Below are 14,896 nucleotides of genomic sequence, written 5' to 3' on the forward strand. Positions count from 1 at the left end.
AATCAATAATTCAAGTGTTACCATTTCGGGGATCGTCAACGAATTCATAAAGCCCCTCCGTGACCTTAGTTACCCATCCAGCAGCGATGAGTTGCCTAAGTGCATAATTCACCTGCTGCTTGTTTAGGCCGGTCTGTTCCCGTAGGAATAATGGGTTTGCTCGTCCCCAGGGTTGAGATGAACCCTGCCCTTCCTTCAAAACATTCAGGATTTCTTCCTCGTTTTCACTCGGAGCGTATTCCTCATTAGTCATGTGTGGCGAATACGCATCTGTTCGTATAGTCGTATCCTTCCCCAATAGTCTAACAGAGTATATTACTACGTTAGAATTAAGGGTCTGGGAGAGTGTTGAAGGTATGAAGCGCGGCCCCTCAGAAACGAGGGCGGTGCTGGAGACACCGCGCCCGCGCTGCCTGAGACAGACAGCATGTACATTCAAACCGACAACCTGCAAAAATCCGATGGTCAGAATCGGTATGTACCGCCGAGAGGAATTCGAGGAGATCTTGTATTACGTCTACTGCTTACTACCCCAGTAGCGTTGCGAATGTCCTTGGAATACTCGGAAATGAACGGCGAGTCCTTCTATTAAATTACTTATTCCTATTCGGGTACGAACAGGATATTGATGTCCGACATCTGGCTAGGGTGATTGGAAGCGTCGAAAATGGAACTTCACCACGAGAAGTCACTTCCCAAGATTATGAATCAATATATAATGGGTTGATTCAGAACCACCTGCCAAAGCTCGCCAAATACGATATTATTGATTACGACGATCGCGCTAAAGTCGTAACAGTCACTCCTCGTATTGAGGAGTATGTGATCCTGATTGTGATTGCTCGAATGATCGACTGACACGGTCATTTTATTCCGCCTCACTATGGGCGGAGGCGAGATCCAATGAGACTCTCGATACGAGTTATCGATCAAGAAGAGAACGAGCAGACAATTTCCGGCGTCAAGCGGGATGACTGGGAAAGCATGAATGATCCCTGTCCGGAGTGTGGAGGGCTTGAGTTCAACCATTTTTCAGTATCTGGCGGGCATTACGGAGCACGTGATTCTGCTGTCGTAATGCGTTCTGATTTTTGGGATGCTGAGCAATCCCTATTCACACGATGCCGTGAGTGCCGTGAGATTCTCTACAAGCATCCTGCATTTGAGCTCCTCTTTCCCTCGGATGATAGTGAGAAAATCTCTTTAGACTTCTAATCTCCCCTCACTAATGCTAAAGTCGTTGTATATCCGGTTAAGCTTCGCCAGCGGCCACTGGAACTGGGCGTAGTTATTGCTAATGTACTCGATGGTGCTGGAATGACCGGGTACACCTAGACATATTCGATGTCGAGGGAAGGACAGAGGCCGGTCTTTGGCACCCCGCCCTGATTTCCCTGCGGCTGTCGCTCGAATCCTGTGGGGAGGCCGAACGATTCGGAAAAATCCCTGTACTCAACGAACAAAATGAGCAGAACGAGTAAAACGAACGTAACGAATAGAACGAATTAGTTGATGGCAACGAGTGTGTTTATCTCCACGAGCGAAACGAACAGTTGGTTTTAACATCGTAGTAATCCTCTCACCGAGTGAAACACCCTCACCGAACGCACCGAACTAAACGACCAAAACGAACGAAACGAACACAACGAGAGAAACGAAGATAATGACCGACACCAACACCGCACGAATCACGGTGGCGAATCAGAAGGGAGGCGCGGGGAAGACAACCGACGTCATTCATACTGGCGGCGCACTCGCTGCCCGAGGCCACGACGTCCTCCTGGTCGATATCGACTACCACGGAGGGCTCACCTGCTCGCTTGGCTACAACGATCTGTACTACGACACCGACCGTACGACGCTGTTCGACGTCCTCGACTTCGACCAGATGGAGTCGGTGAACGACATCATCGTCGAGCACGAGGAATTCGACATCCTTCCCGCCAGCGAGAAACTCGCGAACAACAAGAACATCCAGACGCTGCTTGAGGCGCCGAAGAGTCGCGAGCGGTTGGAGATGACTCTCGACGAACTCGAGAAGGACTACGACTACATCATCGTCGACACGCCGCCATCCCTGAACGTCCTCACCGACAACGCCCTCGTCGCAACCGGCAACGTCGCCATCCCCGTCATTCCCGAGAAGCTCAACGCCAACAGCCTCCAGATTTTCGCAAAGCAGCTGAGCTCCCTCGAACAGGCGTACGGAGACATCAATCGGCTTGCGATTGTCTGTAACCGTGTCGAGCAGAACGCCGAGCACCGCGATACCATTGAGGAGATAAAGTCAGCGTACTCCCTCCCAGTGTTCGAGATCCCGAAGCGGACCGACCTCTCTCAGTCGATTGGCGAGGGGGTGTCCGTCTTCGGATTCGGCAAAGAGAACCAGCGCGTCGAGGATGCACGCGACCTGTTCAACGAGATTGCCGACCTGTTCGACGAGACGTTTGAGAAGACCGCGCCTGAGGAGGTGGAAGCATGAGCGAAGGCTGGGGCGATGCTTCCGGCATCGAGGGCAACTACGAAGAGGAGGACGACGAGGCTGATTCCAGCGAAACGAGTGAGGTAAGTGAAACGGTGGAAACCAGTTCATCGACCGAAACGACCGAATCGACTTCAACGAATGAAACGAACAAAACGAGCAAAACGAAGACAAACATCAAGGACGAGTGGAATGGGCGGACGATCTACATTCCCGACGATGTCCTCGACGGGATGGAGGATACCTACCTCGAGTCCCAGCTGAAGCTCCGCAAGGCGGGCCAGGACGAGTTCAAGAAGAACCGCCACTTCTACCCACTACTCGTTCAGTTCGGTATTGAGGCGCTCTCTGAGGCGGATGCCGAGGAAATCCAGGCTCGGCTCTCGGAACTCGGCGACAAATGACCTCGCGCAGAACGAGGACCGACAGTAGTTGAGACCGGTTCTCTCAATGCATACGGTTTCGATTGGTTCTGCCGGGGTCCGATTCCATCAGGTGCTGACCAGAGTGGACCGGTGTTAGATAGGAGTACGAGTATAACAGTCGAGTGGCCACAACCTCAGAGGACAGAACTGTTGTGTGACCACTGTCGCCACCATTCCAACAAAACCCGTCACAAGCTTCTGACTAACCCTGAAAAACCGTCTTAGCAACACTCAGCAATTTCGAAGCAACTTGATGTCTCTCAGAGTACCGGTATCCCATGATCGTGAGAGGGCAGATCCACAATCACTATAACACCGACTCTGAATATAACAATCCTTAATATTTTGTGGGGGCAATATTGTTATATGAGTGTGGTGAGCGTCTCGATGCCGGAAGAGTTGCTTGATCGAATTGACCAGTTCGCGGACGATCACGGCTATACTGGTCGCAGTGAAGTACTTCGTGAGGCGAGCCGAAACCTCCTCGGTGAGTTCGAGGATAAGAAACTCGAAGATCGAGACTTGATGGGCGTCGTTACAGTGGTTTTCGATTACGAAACGACCAGCGTCGAGGAGAAGATGATGCACCTTCGACACGAGCACGAAGACCTCGTTGCTTCGAACTTCCACAGCCACGTCGGCGGACACCATTGCATGGAACTGTTCGTCCTTGAGGGGTCGCTCGAAGACATCTCCACGTTCGTCGGGAAGATCAGAGCGACGAAAGACACGCTCACAATCGACTATTCTGTCCTGCCCGTCGACGACTTCGGACCGCTCGCGGACGTCAGCTGATTCTATTCTCGAACTCACGGAGGCCTCCATTTCTACCGGTTAGGCCGTGCATCGTTGGGGTCAGCGTTCTAACTCCCGACCGTCTTCCCCAAATCACTCCACGGAATTCAGCTTCGTCTCGCCAGCTACTGCTGTGACGAGCGATCGGTCAAAGCCAACTCGAGGAGTTAATAATAACTACCCAGACGAGAATCACAGATATTATTATATTTGGATACAGATTTAACAACATCGATGGTCCAACTCACGCGGCGACGATTGCTCCAAGGCGCAGGCACAACTGCAGTTGCTGCAACGGGACTCACCGGCTGTCTCGGGCGAGGGAGTGGCTCACTCAACTCCCTGACCGTCGCCTACGTCCCGATCTACCCGAACATGCAACACTATGTGATGGAACAGGAGGGCTACTACGAGAACGTCGCCGCGGACGTCACTATCGAGCGATTCAGCTCGGGGCCGAGCGTCGTCAAGGCCTTCGCGAGCGGCGACGTCGATGTCGCGCTCTTTGGCATTACCCCGGCGATGGCCCTCGTCGACAAGGGCACGGACGCAGGCGTCCTCGCGGCGAATTCGAGAAACGGCTTCAAGATCATGGGGACAACCGAACTCGCCGACCGCTACGAACAGGAGGGGGCAGCCACGTTCGAACACTTCGAGGAAGAGCATGGTCGGAAGGTCCAGTTCGGTGCACCACCGGACGGAAGCGTTCCCGATATCGTCCTCCGGTACTGGCTTCAGGAGGATCTCGCAGTCGGTAAGATGAAGTCCGTCATCAACAAGTCGAAGGTCCCGCCGGCGAAGGCGGTCCAGACGATCCAGTCGGGTGACATCGACGCGACGATCATCCAGGAACCGTTCGCAACCATCATCGACCGAGAGGACGGCTTCGGCGAACTTGCCTGGTCCGGGAACATCTTGGAGAATCACCCGGTCACGGTGCTGTTCGCGAACCAGCAGGTACTCGACGACAGTGAGGTCGCGCAATCACTGGTCGAACAGCACGTAGCCGCGACCGAGTTCACCGAATCCTCGCCGGATGCAGCCGCAGCCCACGCCGCGTCCGTAATCGGCTCCGGCGTGAGCGAGGACCTCGCGACGGCCGCCATGGACTCGAAGGCATCCGAGTTCATCTCGAACCCACACGCAATCACCGACCAGGCCGCGACGATGGGCGAGTTCGTCTCGAACGCCAGCAACATCGAGGAACCGATTGCGACCGAGAACCTGTTCGCGATCGACCCCTACGACGCGAGTCAGAAATGACCACGCGTACTAACACCCGTTCCGACACCGTCTTTACCGGCAGCTTCGAGGGTGACCTGCGGCGGTATCTGCGCGGCCTGGGCGGACTCCTTGCGTTCCTCCTCGTGTGGTGGGTCGGCGCAGTGACGACCCAGCCCACGTATCTGGTCCCGGGACCCCTCGAGTCGGCGTATGCCTTCGTCGACCTGTTCGCAACTTCGACTGCGATTGTCGTCCCCATCTTGGGGTCAAGTCTAGTACTACCGACTGGGCTCGCACACCTCGCACAGACGCTGTTCCACTACGTGCCGGGGCTCCTTCTCGGCGCACTCTGTGGCATCAGTCTCGGCCTTGCGATGGGCTGGAACGGTGCACTTGAAGACTGGTTGCGGCCGCTCGTCCGGGTACTGCGGCCGATTCCGCCGCTCGCGTGGGTTGTCTTCGCCATCGTCTGGTTCGGCATCCATCACACCGGCGCAGCGTTCATCGTCTTCGTCGGCGCGTTCTGGATTAACTTCTACGGCGCCTACGGTGGTGTGGAGGGGGTTTCGAGCGACCTGACCGACGCCGCGTCGACGCTCGGTGTGGAACGCGATTTCTCAATGCTGAAACTCGTCGCGCTCCCCAGCGCCGCGCCCCAGGTGTTGACGGGATTCCGAACGAGCATCGGCCGGTGCTGGATGATCGTCGTGGGCGCCGAGCTGTTCGGCGCACCAGGCGTCGGCTACGAGATTATCAACGCCTCGAACAACCTCGCGATGGCCACCAGTGTCGCGTATATGTTCGTGATCAGCCTCGCGTTCCTCTGTATGGACGTTGGATTTCGATTCGTCGAACGGAGGATGCTCGCGTGGCGATGAGTGAGCAATCATCCACGGAGCCCGAGGAGGCGCCCAGCGAGAAGATCACTGTTCGGAACGTCAGCAAGGCGTACGAGTCGACGCAAGCGCTCTATGACATATCGTTCTCGGTGTCGGAGGGCGAGTTCTGCTGTGTCGTCGGACCGTCCGGCTGTGGAAAGACCACGCTGTTGCGAGCGATTGCGGGACTCGACGACCCGGACAGTGGGTCGGTCCTTGTCGGTGAAGAACCGGTCACTGCACCGGGTCTCGACCGGGGCATGGTCTTCCAGGAGTACGCCCTGTTCCCGTGGCGAACCGTCCGCGGGAACGTCCGGTTCGGCCTCGACCGACCCGCGTGTGAGTGCGCGGACTGCGAGGCGCGAGTTCGGGAGCTGGTCGACCTCGTCGGACTCGAGGAGTTCGAGGATGCGTATCCGAAGGAGCTGTCCGGCGGCATGAAACAGCGCGTCGGCATCGCTCGCGCACTCGCCCCGGACCCGGAGATTCTCCTGATGGACGAGCCGTTCGGGAGCGTGGACGCGCGGACCCGCGACCGCTTGCACGCCGAACTACTGGATATCTGGGCGCAGACCGAACAGACGGTCGTGTTCGTCACGCACGACATCGACGAGGCGGTGACGCTGGCCGACCGGGTCGTCGTGATGGACGCCGACCCGGGAACCGTACAGTCGACCATCTCTATCGACCTAGAGCGGCCGCGCGAGCGAACAGCCCACGAGTTCGTCGACTACGTGGCCCGCATCAGAGACGAACTCGGGAGCCCGGTCGATGGGAGATACTGACGAGGTCCACCGAGAATGCCGATAGTGAGCGCATCCATGACGGAGCGACTCCGGGACGACCTCGATACACTTGCGGAAGCACACGGGTACAGCGGTCGAAGCGAAGTGATTCGCGACGCGTGCCAGTCGCTGATCGAAGCGTACCGGGAAACGGAGTACGAGGGGAAGCGGGTATTGGCAACCGTGACCGCGGTCTTCGGGTACGACAATCCGACGGTAGAGGGACAGATGGTGGAGATTCGCCGCGAGTTCGAGGCGTCGATTCGCTCGAATTCGCACAACTGCCTTGAGGACAACGCAGGGTGCGTCGAGACGTTCGTCCTCGAAGCCGGCTACAGCGACTTCCTCCGGTTTATCGGGCTAGTTCGAGGTGCGGGCGAGTCAGTCTCGGTCGAGTACACGGTTGTCCCCGTCGATACGATGCAACCGGAGAGCGGCGAGCACTGAGTACGTCGTCACTGGCGGGTTCGACAAGAACACGACCAGTCTATATTAATTCTTGCCGAGAATAACCCATTAGTTATTATCTGCTATGTTCTAGTATGGCAAGTTTATTATAACCTTGGACAGAATTGTTAAACCAGAGATGGCACACATTCACCTCGGAGAAGGCTCGTTCCCACTATGGGCACTGGTACTCTGGACGCTGCTCGGCGTCGGACTGATCAGTGCCGTAGTCTACCGAGTCCGGAAAGGCGGCATCAAGACACACCAGATCGCGCTCGCCGGCATCGGCGCGGCCGCGAGCTTCGCGATCTTCCAGTTGAACATCCCCGTCTGGGGTGGCATCCATATGAACCTCACCGGACTCGTAGGGATTCTTGCTGGGCCGCTGCTCGGAGCGCTCATCGCACTGGTCGTCAACATCTTCTCGGCAGCACTCGGCCACGGTGCAGTCGGCCTCCTCGGCGCGAATACGCTCGTCAACGCGAGCGAAGCAATCGTCGCCTACTACGCGTTCAAGACCCTGATGGGGATGGACTGGGACGTCTTCCCCGCCAGCGCCAGTGCTGCGACACTCGGCCTCTCGGCAGGCGCGTTCCTGATGGGAGCGATCATCGTCATCAGCGGCGTGAACGGGAGCGCGCTGCCGCGTGGTGACCTGACGATCGCGGTCGCTGGTCTCGTCGGGCTCAACCTCGGCGTCGCCGTCATCGAGGGCATCCTGACGGGATTCATCGTTCAGTTCCTCGCCTCCGTCCGCCCCGACCTCGTCGGTCTCGCCGACCGTGACACCCAGGAGGAGCCGACGGGGGTGACCGCCTGATGCAGCGCTGGAAGCAGTACGGTGGCCTTGCCGGCCTCTTCGCTGCCTTTCTCGCCGCCGGCTACTGGGGTTTCACCGCGACGGGCGGTGCCCTGCCGTGGGCCAAACGCTCAGCGAAAGCCCTCCAGCGCGGTGTGCAGGAGGGCGGCGGTTCGCTTGTCGACTTCGGCCGCGGTATCGTGGTGGCCGGCCCCATTCGGAAGGGCGGACTGATTCTCGAATTCAGCGCGCTCGTCTTCGTGCTGGTTGTCCTCGGTATCGGACTGTACGTGTACGTCGACCGCTACGGCGGCTTCGAGGACGGGGAACGCCCGGCTCGGTAACCGTGACGACACTCTCGAACCACGTTCCCGACCCGCGACTCATCACGGCGTTCGCCGAACGGCGAGACGGACCATTGCACCGCGTCAATCCATGGACGAAGGTCGGCGTCGTCGGTGCACTCGTCCTCGCCGTCACGGTGTTCGACCGCCTCGCGCTCTTGGCCGGACTGTACGGAGCCGTGCTGGTGGTCTACGGGCTGGCGGGCCTTCCGTATCGACGGTTAGCTGGCTGGTACACGCTCCCGATGCTGTTCATCGTCTCCGTCGCCGGGCCGCTGGCGTTTCTCGAACCGGGCACACCCATCGGTGGCGCGCTCCCGACGCCGCTCGGTGAGCTTTCGGTCACGTGGGCGGGGCTCGTCCTCTTCGCGGAGCTCAGCTGTCGATCACTCACAGTCGTCACATTTGCCCTGACGGCGTCGATGACGACCAAATATACCGATGTCGCGTACATGCTCGGGCGATTGCTCCCGCGGCCGATCGACCAGATCGCCTTGCTCACCTACCGGTTCACGTTCGTGATGATCGAAACACTGGAGGACCTCGTGAAAGCCGCGCTGTCCCGCGGTGCGAACTTCTCGGAGTTCTGGTCGAACAAGCGACTGTACGCGAGAATCCTCGGTATGACGATGCTGTCGGCAATCGAGCAGTCCGAACGACTCGTCAAGTCGATGGAAGCCCGTGGCTACAACGGTGACATCACGCTGTACGGCGACGTCTCGCGGCCACCGATCCACGAACTGTTCGTCGTGATCGGGTCGTACGTCGCTGTCGTCGGCTACGCAGCGGTCGCGGTCTACGGGGTGGGACTGTGAGTCGAGACGATTCACCGCTGGTCGATCTTCAGTGTGAGGCCCACACCTACCCCGACGGGACGGTCGGGATGCACGACGTCGACTTCTCGGTGTACCCCGACGAAGTCGTCGCACTCGTCGGCGGCAACGGTGCCGGGAAGTCGACACTCCTCGAACACCTGAACGGGACGCTCGTTCCCGACGACGGCGAACTCGTCGTCGACAGCACGCCGATCACCAAAGACAACACGGCACACGCACGGAGGGAAGTCGGCTTCGTCTTCCAGGATGCCGATACGCAACTCGTCGCCCCCACGGTCCTCGATGACGTGATGTTCGGCCTCCAGAACTACGGCGTCCCCGGTGAGGAAGCGAGAGCGCGCGCTCGCGAGGCGCTCGCGACCGTCGACGCGAGTCATCTCGAAGACCGAATCCCCCACTACCTGAGCGGTGGCGAGAAACGCCTCGTCGGCCTCGCCGGTGTGCTCGTCCTCGAACCGAGCGTTGTCGTGCTGGACGAACCACTCGCGGGCCTCGACCCCGAGCGGTCCCAACTGGTCGCCGACCGGATCGAGCAGATTCACGAGGACGGTATCAGCGTCGTTCTGTCGACGCACGACCTCGAATTTGCCGCTGAAGTCGCAGACCGAGTCTGCGTGATGGCCGACGGCAACGTCGTTGGAAGCGGAACGCCCCGAGCGGTGTTCTACGACGACGCGCTGTTGTCGGAAGCGAACCTGCACCCGCCGAGTGCGGTCCGTGTAGCTCGCGAGGCAGGGCTTGGGACGACCGCACAGCCAGTTACGGAAGCGGATCTCGTGTCGCTCCTCACAGAAGCCAGCAACTTGGAAACCACACAGACACCCTCTCCAGATGGGCGCGGACACAACTGAGGCCCACCCCCGGTATCTTGTGCCGCTTCCTCGGCAGATCGAGACCGGTGCGTTGAGGCACGCGTACTCCACCAGTTCTCATGGGAGTAAATGAGTTGTCTCATCGAACTGTTTTCCGAAGAATTGCGCGTCGGTCCAATGTTGAGTGGCCGGTATATAATTCGACACCGCTGTACGATCGAACGTCGCTCGCTGGACTGGAATCAGATATGCGGACAGTCTCAGAGGCGTGGTTTGACCACGAGAGCCACCACTCCGTTGAGAAGTTCGTCTGCGTACTCCCGCTAGCCTACTTCAGATTCGAGGCCCACGACTGTTATGGAAGGTCGACACGCTACGAGATGGACACTCTCTTTCGCGTGTTCGTGCTGAAAGAACTCCACGGATGGGAGCACGAAACAGAACTCCTCGACTACCTCGATAGTCATCCCGCACTCCGAGAACGCTTAGAGTTGGCGACGGTGCCCGATCAATCGACACTGTGGCGCATCTGGAACGAGCGCTTCACGCGAGATATCCGCGAGACGATCCAGAAAGCGGCTCGAACGATCCTCATCAAAGCGCAAAACGCAGATGTCGCCGTACCACGCGAACCAGAACGAAACCTTCCGGATCGAGGCCACAACGCTACTGAATCGGACCCTGACAATCAGGCCCTCCTCGACAAGACAGGGAGGATCACCGACCACGTCAGTCGCCTCGTGTTCCCCGTGTTCTCGCTCAATCGTGGCGAGGGCTGTGAGATTCCCGAGAACGCCTACTGGGGCTTACAGACCTACTTGGGACTCCGTGAGAACTTAGCGGCTAACGAGGGCGCTCGGAGCTTCATTCACGAATCGACACGTGATCGAACTCCACTCGGGCACGGCCATCGCGACCAGATTCGTGATTTCTCTATCGAGCAGATTCGCGAGATGTACCGACAGGCAGTCCGACAACTCATTAACGAGCTCGCGGGGACAGAGGAGTTCTTCCGCGCAGGAATCGTCGCTATCGACATCACCGAGGATGACCCCTTTACGGGCGATCGCACCGGCCACGAGGACGAGATTATTGGGACGAAGGAGAGGACCGACGAGTACGCCTACCAGTGGGCGACGGTCCAGATAGTCGGTAACGCACTCCCGCTCGTCCTTGATGCCCGCCCAGTACGGAAAGGCCAGTCACGGAAGGAGATCGTCGAGGATCTGCTCAACTCTGCCGAGGATCTCATTCACATCGATAACATCCTAATGGACCGGGAGTTCGACAGCCAGCACATCCTGGAGATGATCAGCCAGCGGGGACTTTCCTACGTCGTGCCGAAGCGGATGCAGACCAGCGAGAAAGCCCAGGCCAAGCGGTTGCTCCAGCGCGATCAAGATCGATACGAGACCGACCGCAAACTCCATCTCGGGAAGAACGAGTGGCACGAGACTACGCTAATCTACCGTCGGAAAGAGGACTCAGAGCACGACGACCATCGACAGTATTCGGTGTTCATGACGAATGGAGGGAGTGGTCACCTCACGGAGTACGGGTATCGCTGGGAGATAGAGAGTGGCTACAGGTCGATCAAACGTTTCATGGCCGCCACGACGTCGAAGCATTTCGGGTTGCGGTTTTTCTATTTCGCGTTTGCGTGTCTGCTGTACTCGATCTGGCGAGCTGTGGATTTGCTCGTGCAGGTCGAGTTGACCGGAGAGTATGAGCACTCACCGGTGATTACAGCGGACAACACGCTGACGCTGCTGAAGAAGGAAACAGGAATCGGGTAGATAACTGTTCAGTCCGGGCTAACGCCGATTTTCTGAGTGGCAACGCTGTCGGCAATCCCAGAGATTCACCGATATAGTTGAACGTATGATAGGAGAGGCCGCTTGAGAGGCGATCCGAAGCCGTTTCTGATCGTGGACTCGGTTGAAACCACGCATCACAGCCCCGCTATCCCCGGTGTAGTCTCAACTTCCCAGGACCGAGATTTTGTATAGCGATATACGATATACATTTTCCTGTAGTGCGGAATTCCGGCGCTAAGAGACTCTAGACACCCGAATTCTCTCGATGGCTCGAAAACAACAAGTGGTCCGGATTATGCCAATAATCACGACCAGTTTCAAGTATCCCGACGCCGTCGGTGAAGCACGAATGCTGGAACCGCCTCACGACGACGCTTCCCCTGGGGTAGAGCCACCGAGACCAGGCCCGCAGGATGGTGGAGGGCCGGTGAATGCCTGACAGGGCTCTATCGACGACCCTCGACGACAGCTTCGAGCGGTACCTCCAGGACAAGGGGAAAGGCCGTGGTGGCGACGGCGGGAATTACCGACGCAACGCAGCCCGCGAGCTCGAGCGATTCGCTGAATGGGCCGCCGGTGAGGGTGGTGACGACGACTGGACCGGCGTCGTCCCCGACGACGTCGACAGAGAGCCCACCTTCGAGGACCTTGATGAACGGGTCTTTCGGGAGTACGCACGGCATCTCGCCGGCGATCGGGGCCTCAAGCAGAATACTGTACAAACCTACTACCGCTATATCTCTGCCTGGTGCGGATGGTGCGTCAACGAGGGGTATCTTGAGGCCCATTACGCGCAGCGGGCGAGTGCGATGGCACCGCTCCCCGAGGACGACGGCCGCAAGCCCGGCGACCAGCAGGCCTGGACGTCCGAGCAGCGCCACGCGATCACCCGCCACGTCGATGAACGGGCCCGTGACGCCGTCGAGGCGTACACGACACTTCCAGAGGATACTGATCCCCTCGACAAGCAGCGAGCGCGCTACGGAGCGCTGAAGGCGGCTCGTGACCGGGCTCTGGTGTTCGTCCTCGCGTACACCGCAGTTCGGGTCGGGGAGCTACTCCGGGATCCCAACGACCCACGCCGGCGCGGCGTCCGCTGGGAGGACCTCTCCCTTGACGACGGGAGTATGGACGTCTACCGGAAGAAACAGCAATGGGATGCCGCGAGCCTCCCCGATCCGGTGATCTCGCCGTTGCGAAGCTATCGCCAGCTGATGGACCCACCAACGGAGCGCTGGCCGGTGTTTCCGACATTCGACCAACGGACGCTCGCAGAGCTCGTCCGGGAAGAGCTAGCCGAACGAGGGGAACGCCCAGAAGCAATCGCTGAACGCCGTGCGGAGTACGCTCGCGACCTGTTGCTGGCGCTCGATGAGGATATGCGGCCGCCGTCGATCACGACGGACGGCGCACGGTCGATTCTCCAACAGCTATCGGAGACCGCAGAGATCGACATCGACCATCCGAAACACGATTATCTTGCTCCACACGGTGGTCGACGTGGGATGGGGGAGGTACTTGTCCGCGCGTTTGGGTACACGGTGGCGGCCCGGTATCTCGATAATTCCGAGGAGATGGTGCGTGAGAGGTACTCACATATCGAAGCGGGAGAGCTGGGAGATGTGGCGACGGAAGCTCTCGATGAAATCGATTCTTAGGTTGGTATCCCGTCTCTCTCAATAACCAACATTTCTATTCAACACCCTGCTCGAATAAGAACAGATGGATTGTCCCCAGTGCTCAAAATCCTTCTCGAATTCAGATGGGCTGGTAACTCACCTGACGAACGCCCACAATATTTCAAGAATTGAGGCTAGAAAGAGGGTAATAGAAATTCCTGATTCTAGAGATTCTGACCAGGAGGAAACTCCAGCAAATTCGCCTGGAAAGGATGCTGCGTCCAACTCGGACCGCCAGGTGATGCTCAATCGTTTCCGCCGACAATATGACGCACTCGGACGAATGCCGACGCCTTACGAATTAGATGAGATAGATGGATACAGTCGCGAAGACTATATCAATGAGTTCGGCTCCGTGTACGGTACAGCCGTCTTCGCTGGGTTGACTGATCTTGAACCCGGAAGGTACGATCGCGATGCGGATGGATCGAAACAATACAGCGAGTGGGATCTAATTAGTGAGCTCTGGCGAGTCTTTGAGTTGACAGGCAAAGCGTCGGTTCGAATGATGGATCACGCCGGCAAGTACAGTAGTCAAACCTACCAGTACCGATTTGGGAGCTGGTCGGAAGCCCTGAATAGAGCGAATATTGACGGCCCAGACCCGTCCATTCCGGCAAGTCGTGACTCTCGGCAGAAGCACTACGCAAGCGCAGAGTGGAAAGAACTCCGTACACAGGCACTAAAACGAGATGACTATGAGTGCCAATCGTGTGGGATCTCTGAAGAGAAGCATCAAGAGAAATTTGGTGTCGGATTGAACGTGCATCATTTGACTGATATTGCAGAATTTGAGGACCCGGCTGATGCTGATGTTGTAGAGAACTTAGAGACACTTTGTGCAGAATGCCACGGAGAACACCATCCGTTCTCTGAAAAATAGAATCCTCATACCCATTTTATCTCGACATATTCTCTTGTCATCTGTAATTCGGAACAGCGGAACGTTCAAGCAGACCACGTATTTTGTTTCAGTTGACTGTGCCGTTCAGAGCACTCGACGACGGGAGGATTGTCACACCCACACAGGTCGATGACCAGCAGCCCGTCGAATGTCCTGAGTGCCGAGGTATCCTTTATCCTCGCGACGGAGACTACCGTGCCCGCCACTTCTTTCACGCTGCCGACGACGCAGACGAGGCCTGTTCAAAGGCGAGCCAGGGGGAATCAGATACCCACGCTCGCTGTACGGCACTGGCGGTCGCTACCCTTGCTGACCAATATCCGAATGCAGCACGCGTCGGGGCTGAAATCACAATCGACGCGACAGGGACGCCGACAACTCCCAAGACCCGACGGGCCGACGCCCTCGTTGAGTTCGATGAGGAAAACCCCTTCGAGGCGGCCTCGTCATCGAGGTTCAACACAAGCACCACAGCAAGGACATCGAAGGAACCACCCACGATTACCTTTCAGCGGGGTACTCAGTCGCGTGGTTAGAGTCTGATAGTGATTAAGTCGAATCTTTACCGATAAGATACGGCCAAATGTTTGGTTCGCTGATCGTGTTCACTCCTCGTAAGATGTAGTCTTTCAGCGACGAGAGATCAGGCACAAGCCGGTACTTGAACCA

The 14,896-nt window shown here is 57.8% G+C and carries 18 protein-coding genes; 17 read left to right on the forward strand and 1 reads right to left on the reverse strand.

Annotated features, from left to right (window positions below; all coding sequences use genetic code 11):
• Positions 1 to 10: 10 nt before the first annotated feature.
• Entirely contained in the window at positions 11 to 253 is a 243-nt protein-coding gene (locus Harman_RS18705) for a winged helix-turn-helix domain-containing protein (protein ID WP_004514820.1), read from the reverse strand.
• A 305-nt stretch (positions 254 to 558) separates the two neighbouring features.
• Between Harman_RS18705 and Harman_RS22280 the strand changes: the two genes are divergently transcribed.
• The 17 genes from Harman_RS22280 to Harman_RS18785 all read left to right on the forward strand — a co-directional run bounded on the left by Harman_RS22280 (position 559) and on the right by Harman_RS18785 (position 14,763).
• Entirely contained in the window at positions 559 to 858 is a 300-nt protein-coding gene (locus Harman_RS22280; RefSeq protein ID WP_449271444.1) for a DUF7344 domain-containing protein, read from the forward strand.
• A gap of 45 nt (positions 859 to 903) precedes the next feature.
• Positions 904 to 1,215: a hypothetical protein gene (locus Harman_RS18710; protein WP_137685217.1), complete on the forward strand. Its 312-nt coding sequence runs from the start codon at positions 904 to 906 to the stop codon at positions 1,213 to 1,215.
• 448 nt (positions 1,216 to 1,663) lie between these two features.
• Positions 1,664 to 2,482, forward strand: a complete 819-nt coding sequence (locus tag Harman_RS18715) for a ParA family protein (RefSeq protein ID WP_137685218.1) — start codon at positions 1,664 to 1,666, stop codon at positions 2,480 to 2,482.
• Positions 2,479 to 2,886 carry a hypothetical protein gene (locus tag Harman_RS18720; RefSeq protein ID WP_137685219.1) on the forward strand — a complete coding sequence of 136 codons (408 nt, stop codon included), beginning with the start codon at positions 2,479 to 2,481 and terminating at the stop codon, positions 2,884 to 2,886. The genes Harman_RS18715 and Harman_RS18720 overlap by 4 nt, the downstream gene beginning before the upstream one ends.
• A gap of 387 nt (positions 2,887 to 3,273) precedes the next feature.
• Positions 3,274 to 3,702 carry a nickel-responsive transcriptional regulator NikR gene (gene nikR, locus Harman_RS18725; protein ID WP_137685220.1) on the forward strand — a complete coding sequence of 143 codons (429 nt, stop codon included), beginning with the start codon at positions 3,274 to 3,276 and terminating at the stop codon, positions 3,700 to 3,702.
• A gap of 234 nt (positions 3,703 to 3,936) precedes the next feature.
• Entirely contained in the window at positions 3,937 to 4,965 is a 1,029-nt protein-coding gene (locus Harman_RS18730) for an ABC transporter substrate-binding protein (protein WP_200830991.1), read from the forward strand.
• Positions 4,962 to 5,804 carry an ABC transporter permease gene (locus Harman_RS18735; RefSeq protein ID WP_137685221.1) on the forward strand — a complete coding sequence of 281 codons (843 nt, stop codon included), beginning with the start codon at positions 4,962 to 4,964 and terminating at the stop codon, positions 5,802 to 5,804. The genes Harman_RS18730 and Harman_RS18735 overlap by 4 nt, the downstream gene beginning before the upstream one ends.
• A complete protein-coding gene (locus tag Harman_RS18740) occupies positions 5,795 to 6,589 on the forward strand; it encodes an ABC transporter ATP-binding protein (protein WP_137685222.1) in 795 nt (264 codons plus the stop codon). Before Harman_RS18735 ends, Harman_RS18740 begins: the two co-directional genes overlap by 10 nt.
• Positions 6,590 to 6,625: 36 nt before the next feature.
• The gene (locus Harman_RS18745; RefSeq protein ID WP_137685236.1) at positions 6,626 to 7,036 is read left to right on the forward strand and encodes a CopG family ribbon-helix-helix protein; all 411 of its coding nucleotides are present in this window, start codon (positions 6,626 to 6,628) and stop codon (positions 7,034 to 7,036) included.
• Between the two features lie 139 nt (positions 7,037 to 7,175).
• Positions 7,176 to 7,856: an energy-coupling factor ABC transporter permease gene (locus Harman_RS18750; RefSeq protein ID WP_137685223.1), complete on the forward strand. Its 681-nt coding sequence runs from the start codon at positions 7,176 to 7,178 to the stop codon at positions 7,854 to 7,856.
• The gene (locus Harman_RS18755) at positions 7,856 to 8,179 is read left to right on the forward strand and encodes a cobalamin transport operon protein (protein WP_137685224.1); all 324 of its coding nucleotides are present in this window, start codon (positions 7,856 to 7,858) and stop codon (positions 8,177 to 8,179) included. The genes Harman_RS18750 and Harman_RS18755 overlap by 1 nt, the downstream gene beginning before the upstream one ends.
• Before the next feature lie 2 nt (positions 8,180 to 8,181).
• Positions 8,182 to 8,994, forward strand: coding sequence for an energy-coupling factor transporter transmembrane component T family protein (locus tag Harman_RS18760; protein WP_137685225.1), 813 nt, complete (start codon positions 8,182 to 8,184; stop codon positions 8,992 to 8,994).
• Between the two features lie 68 nt (positions 8,995 to 9,062).
• Entirely contained in the window at positions 9,063 to 9,866 is an 804-nt protein-coding gene (locus tag Harman_RS18765) for an energy-coupling factor ABC transporter ATP-binding protein (protein ID WP_394347834.1), read from the forward strand.
• Positions 9,867 to 9,946: 80 nt separating this feature from the next.
• Entirely contained in the window at positions 9,947 to 11,623 is a 1,677-nt protein-coding gene (locus tag Harman_RS18770; protein ID WP_137685227.1) for a transposase, read from the forward strand.
• 452 nt (positions 11,624 to 12,075) lie between these two features.
• Positions 12,076 to 13,302 (forward strand): tyrosine-type recombinase/integrase, encoded by a 1,227-nt coding sequence (locus Harman_RS18775; RefSeq protein ID WP_137685228.1) that lies wholly within the window; start codon positions 12,076 to 12,078, stop codon positions 13,300 to 13,302.
• A 64-nt stretch (positions 13,303 to 13,366) separates the two neighbouring features.
• On the forward strand, positions 13,367 to 14,206 hold the full coding sequence (locus Harman_RS18780) for a homing endonuclease associated repeat-containing protein (protein WP_137685229.1): 840 nt from the start codon (positions 13,367 to 13,369) through the stop codon (positions 14,204 to 14,206).
• A gap of 98 nt (positions 14,207 to 14,304) precedes the next feature.
• Positions 14,305 to 14,763 carry a hypothetical protein gene (locus Harman_RS18785; RefSeq protein ID WP_235007266.1) on the forward strand — a complete coding sequence of 153 codons (459 nt, stop codon included), beginning with the start codon at positions 14,305 to 14,307 and terminating at the stop codon, positions 14,761 to 14,763.
• The last annotated feature ends 133 nt before the right edge of the window (positions 14,764 to 14,896 follow it).

The organism is Haloarcula mannanilytica, from assembly GCF_005406125.1.
Lineage (GTDB): Archaea > Halobacteriota > Halobacteria > Halobacteriales > Haloarculaceae > Haloarcula > Haloarcula mannanilytica.

What these genes read in the sequence shown, in the direction of transcription:
- Harman_RS18780 (WP_137685229.1), top strand. Translation starts at nt 13,367, where the DNA reads ATGGATTGTCCCCAGTGCTCAAAATCCTTCTCGAATTCAGATGGGCTG.
- Harman_RS18705 (WP_004514820.1), bottom strand. Translation starts at nt 253, where the DNA reads ATGACTAATGAGGAATACGCTCCGAGTGAAAACGAGGAAGAAATCCTG.
- nikR (WP_137685220.1), top strand. Translation starts at nt 3,274, where the DNA reads ATGAGTGTGGTGAGCGTCTCGATGCCGGAAGAGTTGCTTGATCGAATT.
- Harman_RS18745 (WP_137685236.1), top strand. Translation starts at nt 6,626, where the DNA reads ATGACGGAGCGACTCCGGGACGACCTCGATACACTTGCGGAAGCACAC.
- Harman_RS18755 (WP_137685224.1), top strand. Translation starts at nt 7,856, where the DNA reads ATGCAGCGCTGGAAGCAGTACGGTGGCCTTGCCGGCCTCTTCGCTGCC.
- Harman_RS18775 (WP_137685228.1), top strand. Translation starts at nt 12,076, where the DNA reads ATGCCTGACAGGGCTCTATCGACGACCCTCGACGACAGCTTCGAGCGG.
- Harman_RS18730 (WP_200830991.1), top strand. Translation starts at nt 3,937, where the DNA reads ATGGTCCAACTCACGCGGCGACGATTGCTCCAAGGCGCAGGCACAACT.
- Harman_RS18770 (WP_137685227.1), top strand. Translation starts at nt 9,947, where the DNA reads ATGGGAGTAAATGAGTTGTCTCATCGAACTGTTTTCCGAAGAATTGCG.
- Harman_RS18735 (WP_137685221.1), top strand. Translation starts at nt 4,962, where the DNA reads ATGACCACGCGTACTAACACCCGTTCCGACACCGTCTTTACCGGCAGC.
- Harman_RS18720 (WP_137685219.1), top strand. Translation starts at nt 2,479, where the DNA reads ATGAGCGAAGGCTGGGGCGATGCTTCCGGCATCGAGGGCAACTACGAA.
- Harman_RS18710 (WP_137685217.1), top strand. Translation starts at nt 904, where the DNA reads ATGAGACTCTCGATACGAGTTATCGATCAAGAAGAGAACGAGCAGACA.
- Harman_RS18765 (WP_394347834.1), top strand. Translation starts at nt 9,063, where the DNA reads ATGCACGACGTCGACTTCTCGGTGTACCCCGACGAAGTCGTCGCACTC.
- Harman_RS18715 (WP_137685218.1), top strand. Translation starts at nt 1,664, where the DNA reads ATGACCGACACCAACACCGCACGAATCACGGTGGCGAATCAGAAGGGA.
- Harman_RS18750 (WP_137685223.1), top strand. Translation starts at nt 7,176, where the DNA reads ATGGCACACATTCACCTCGGAGAAGGCTCGTTCCCACTATGGGCACTG.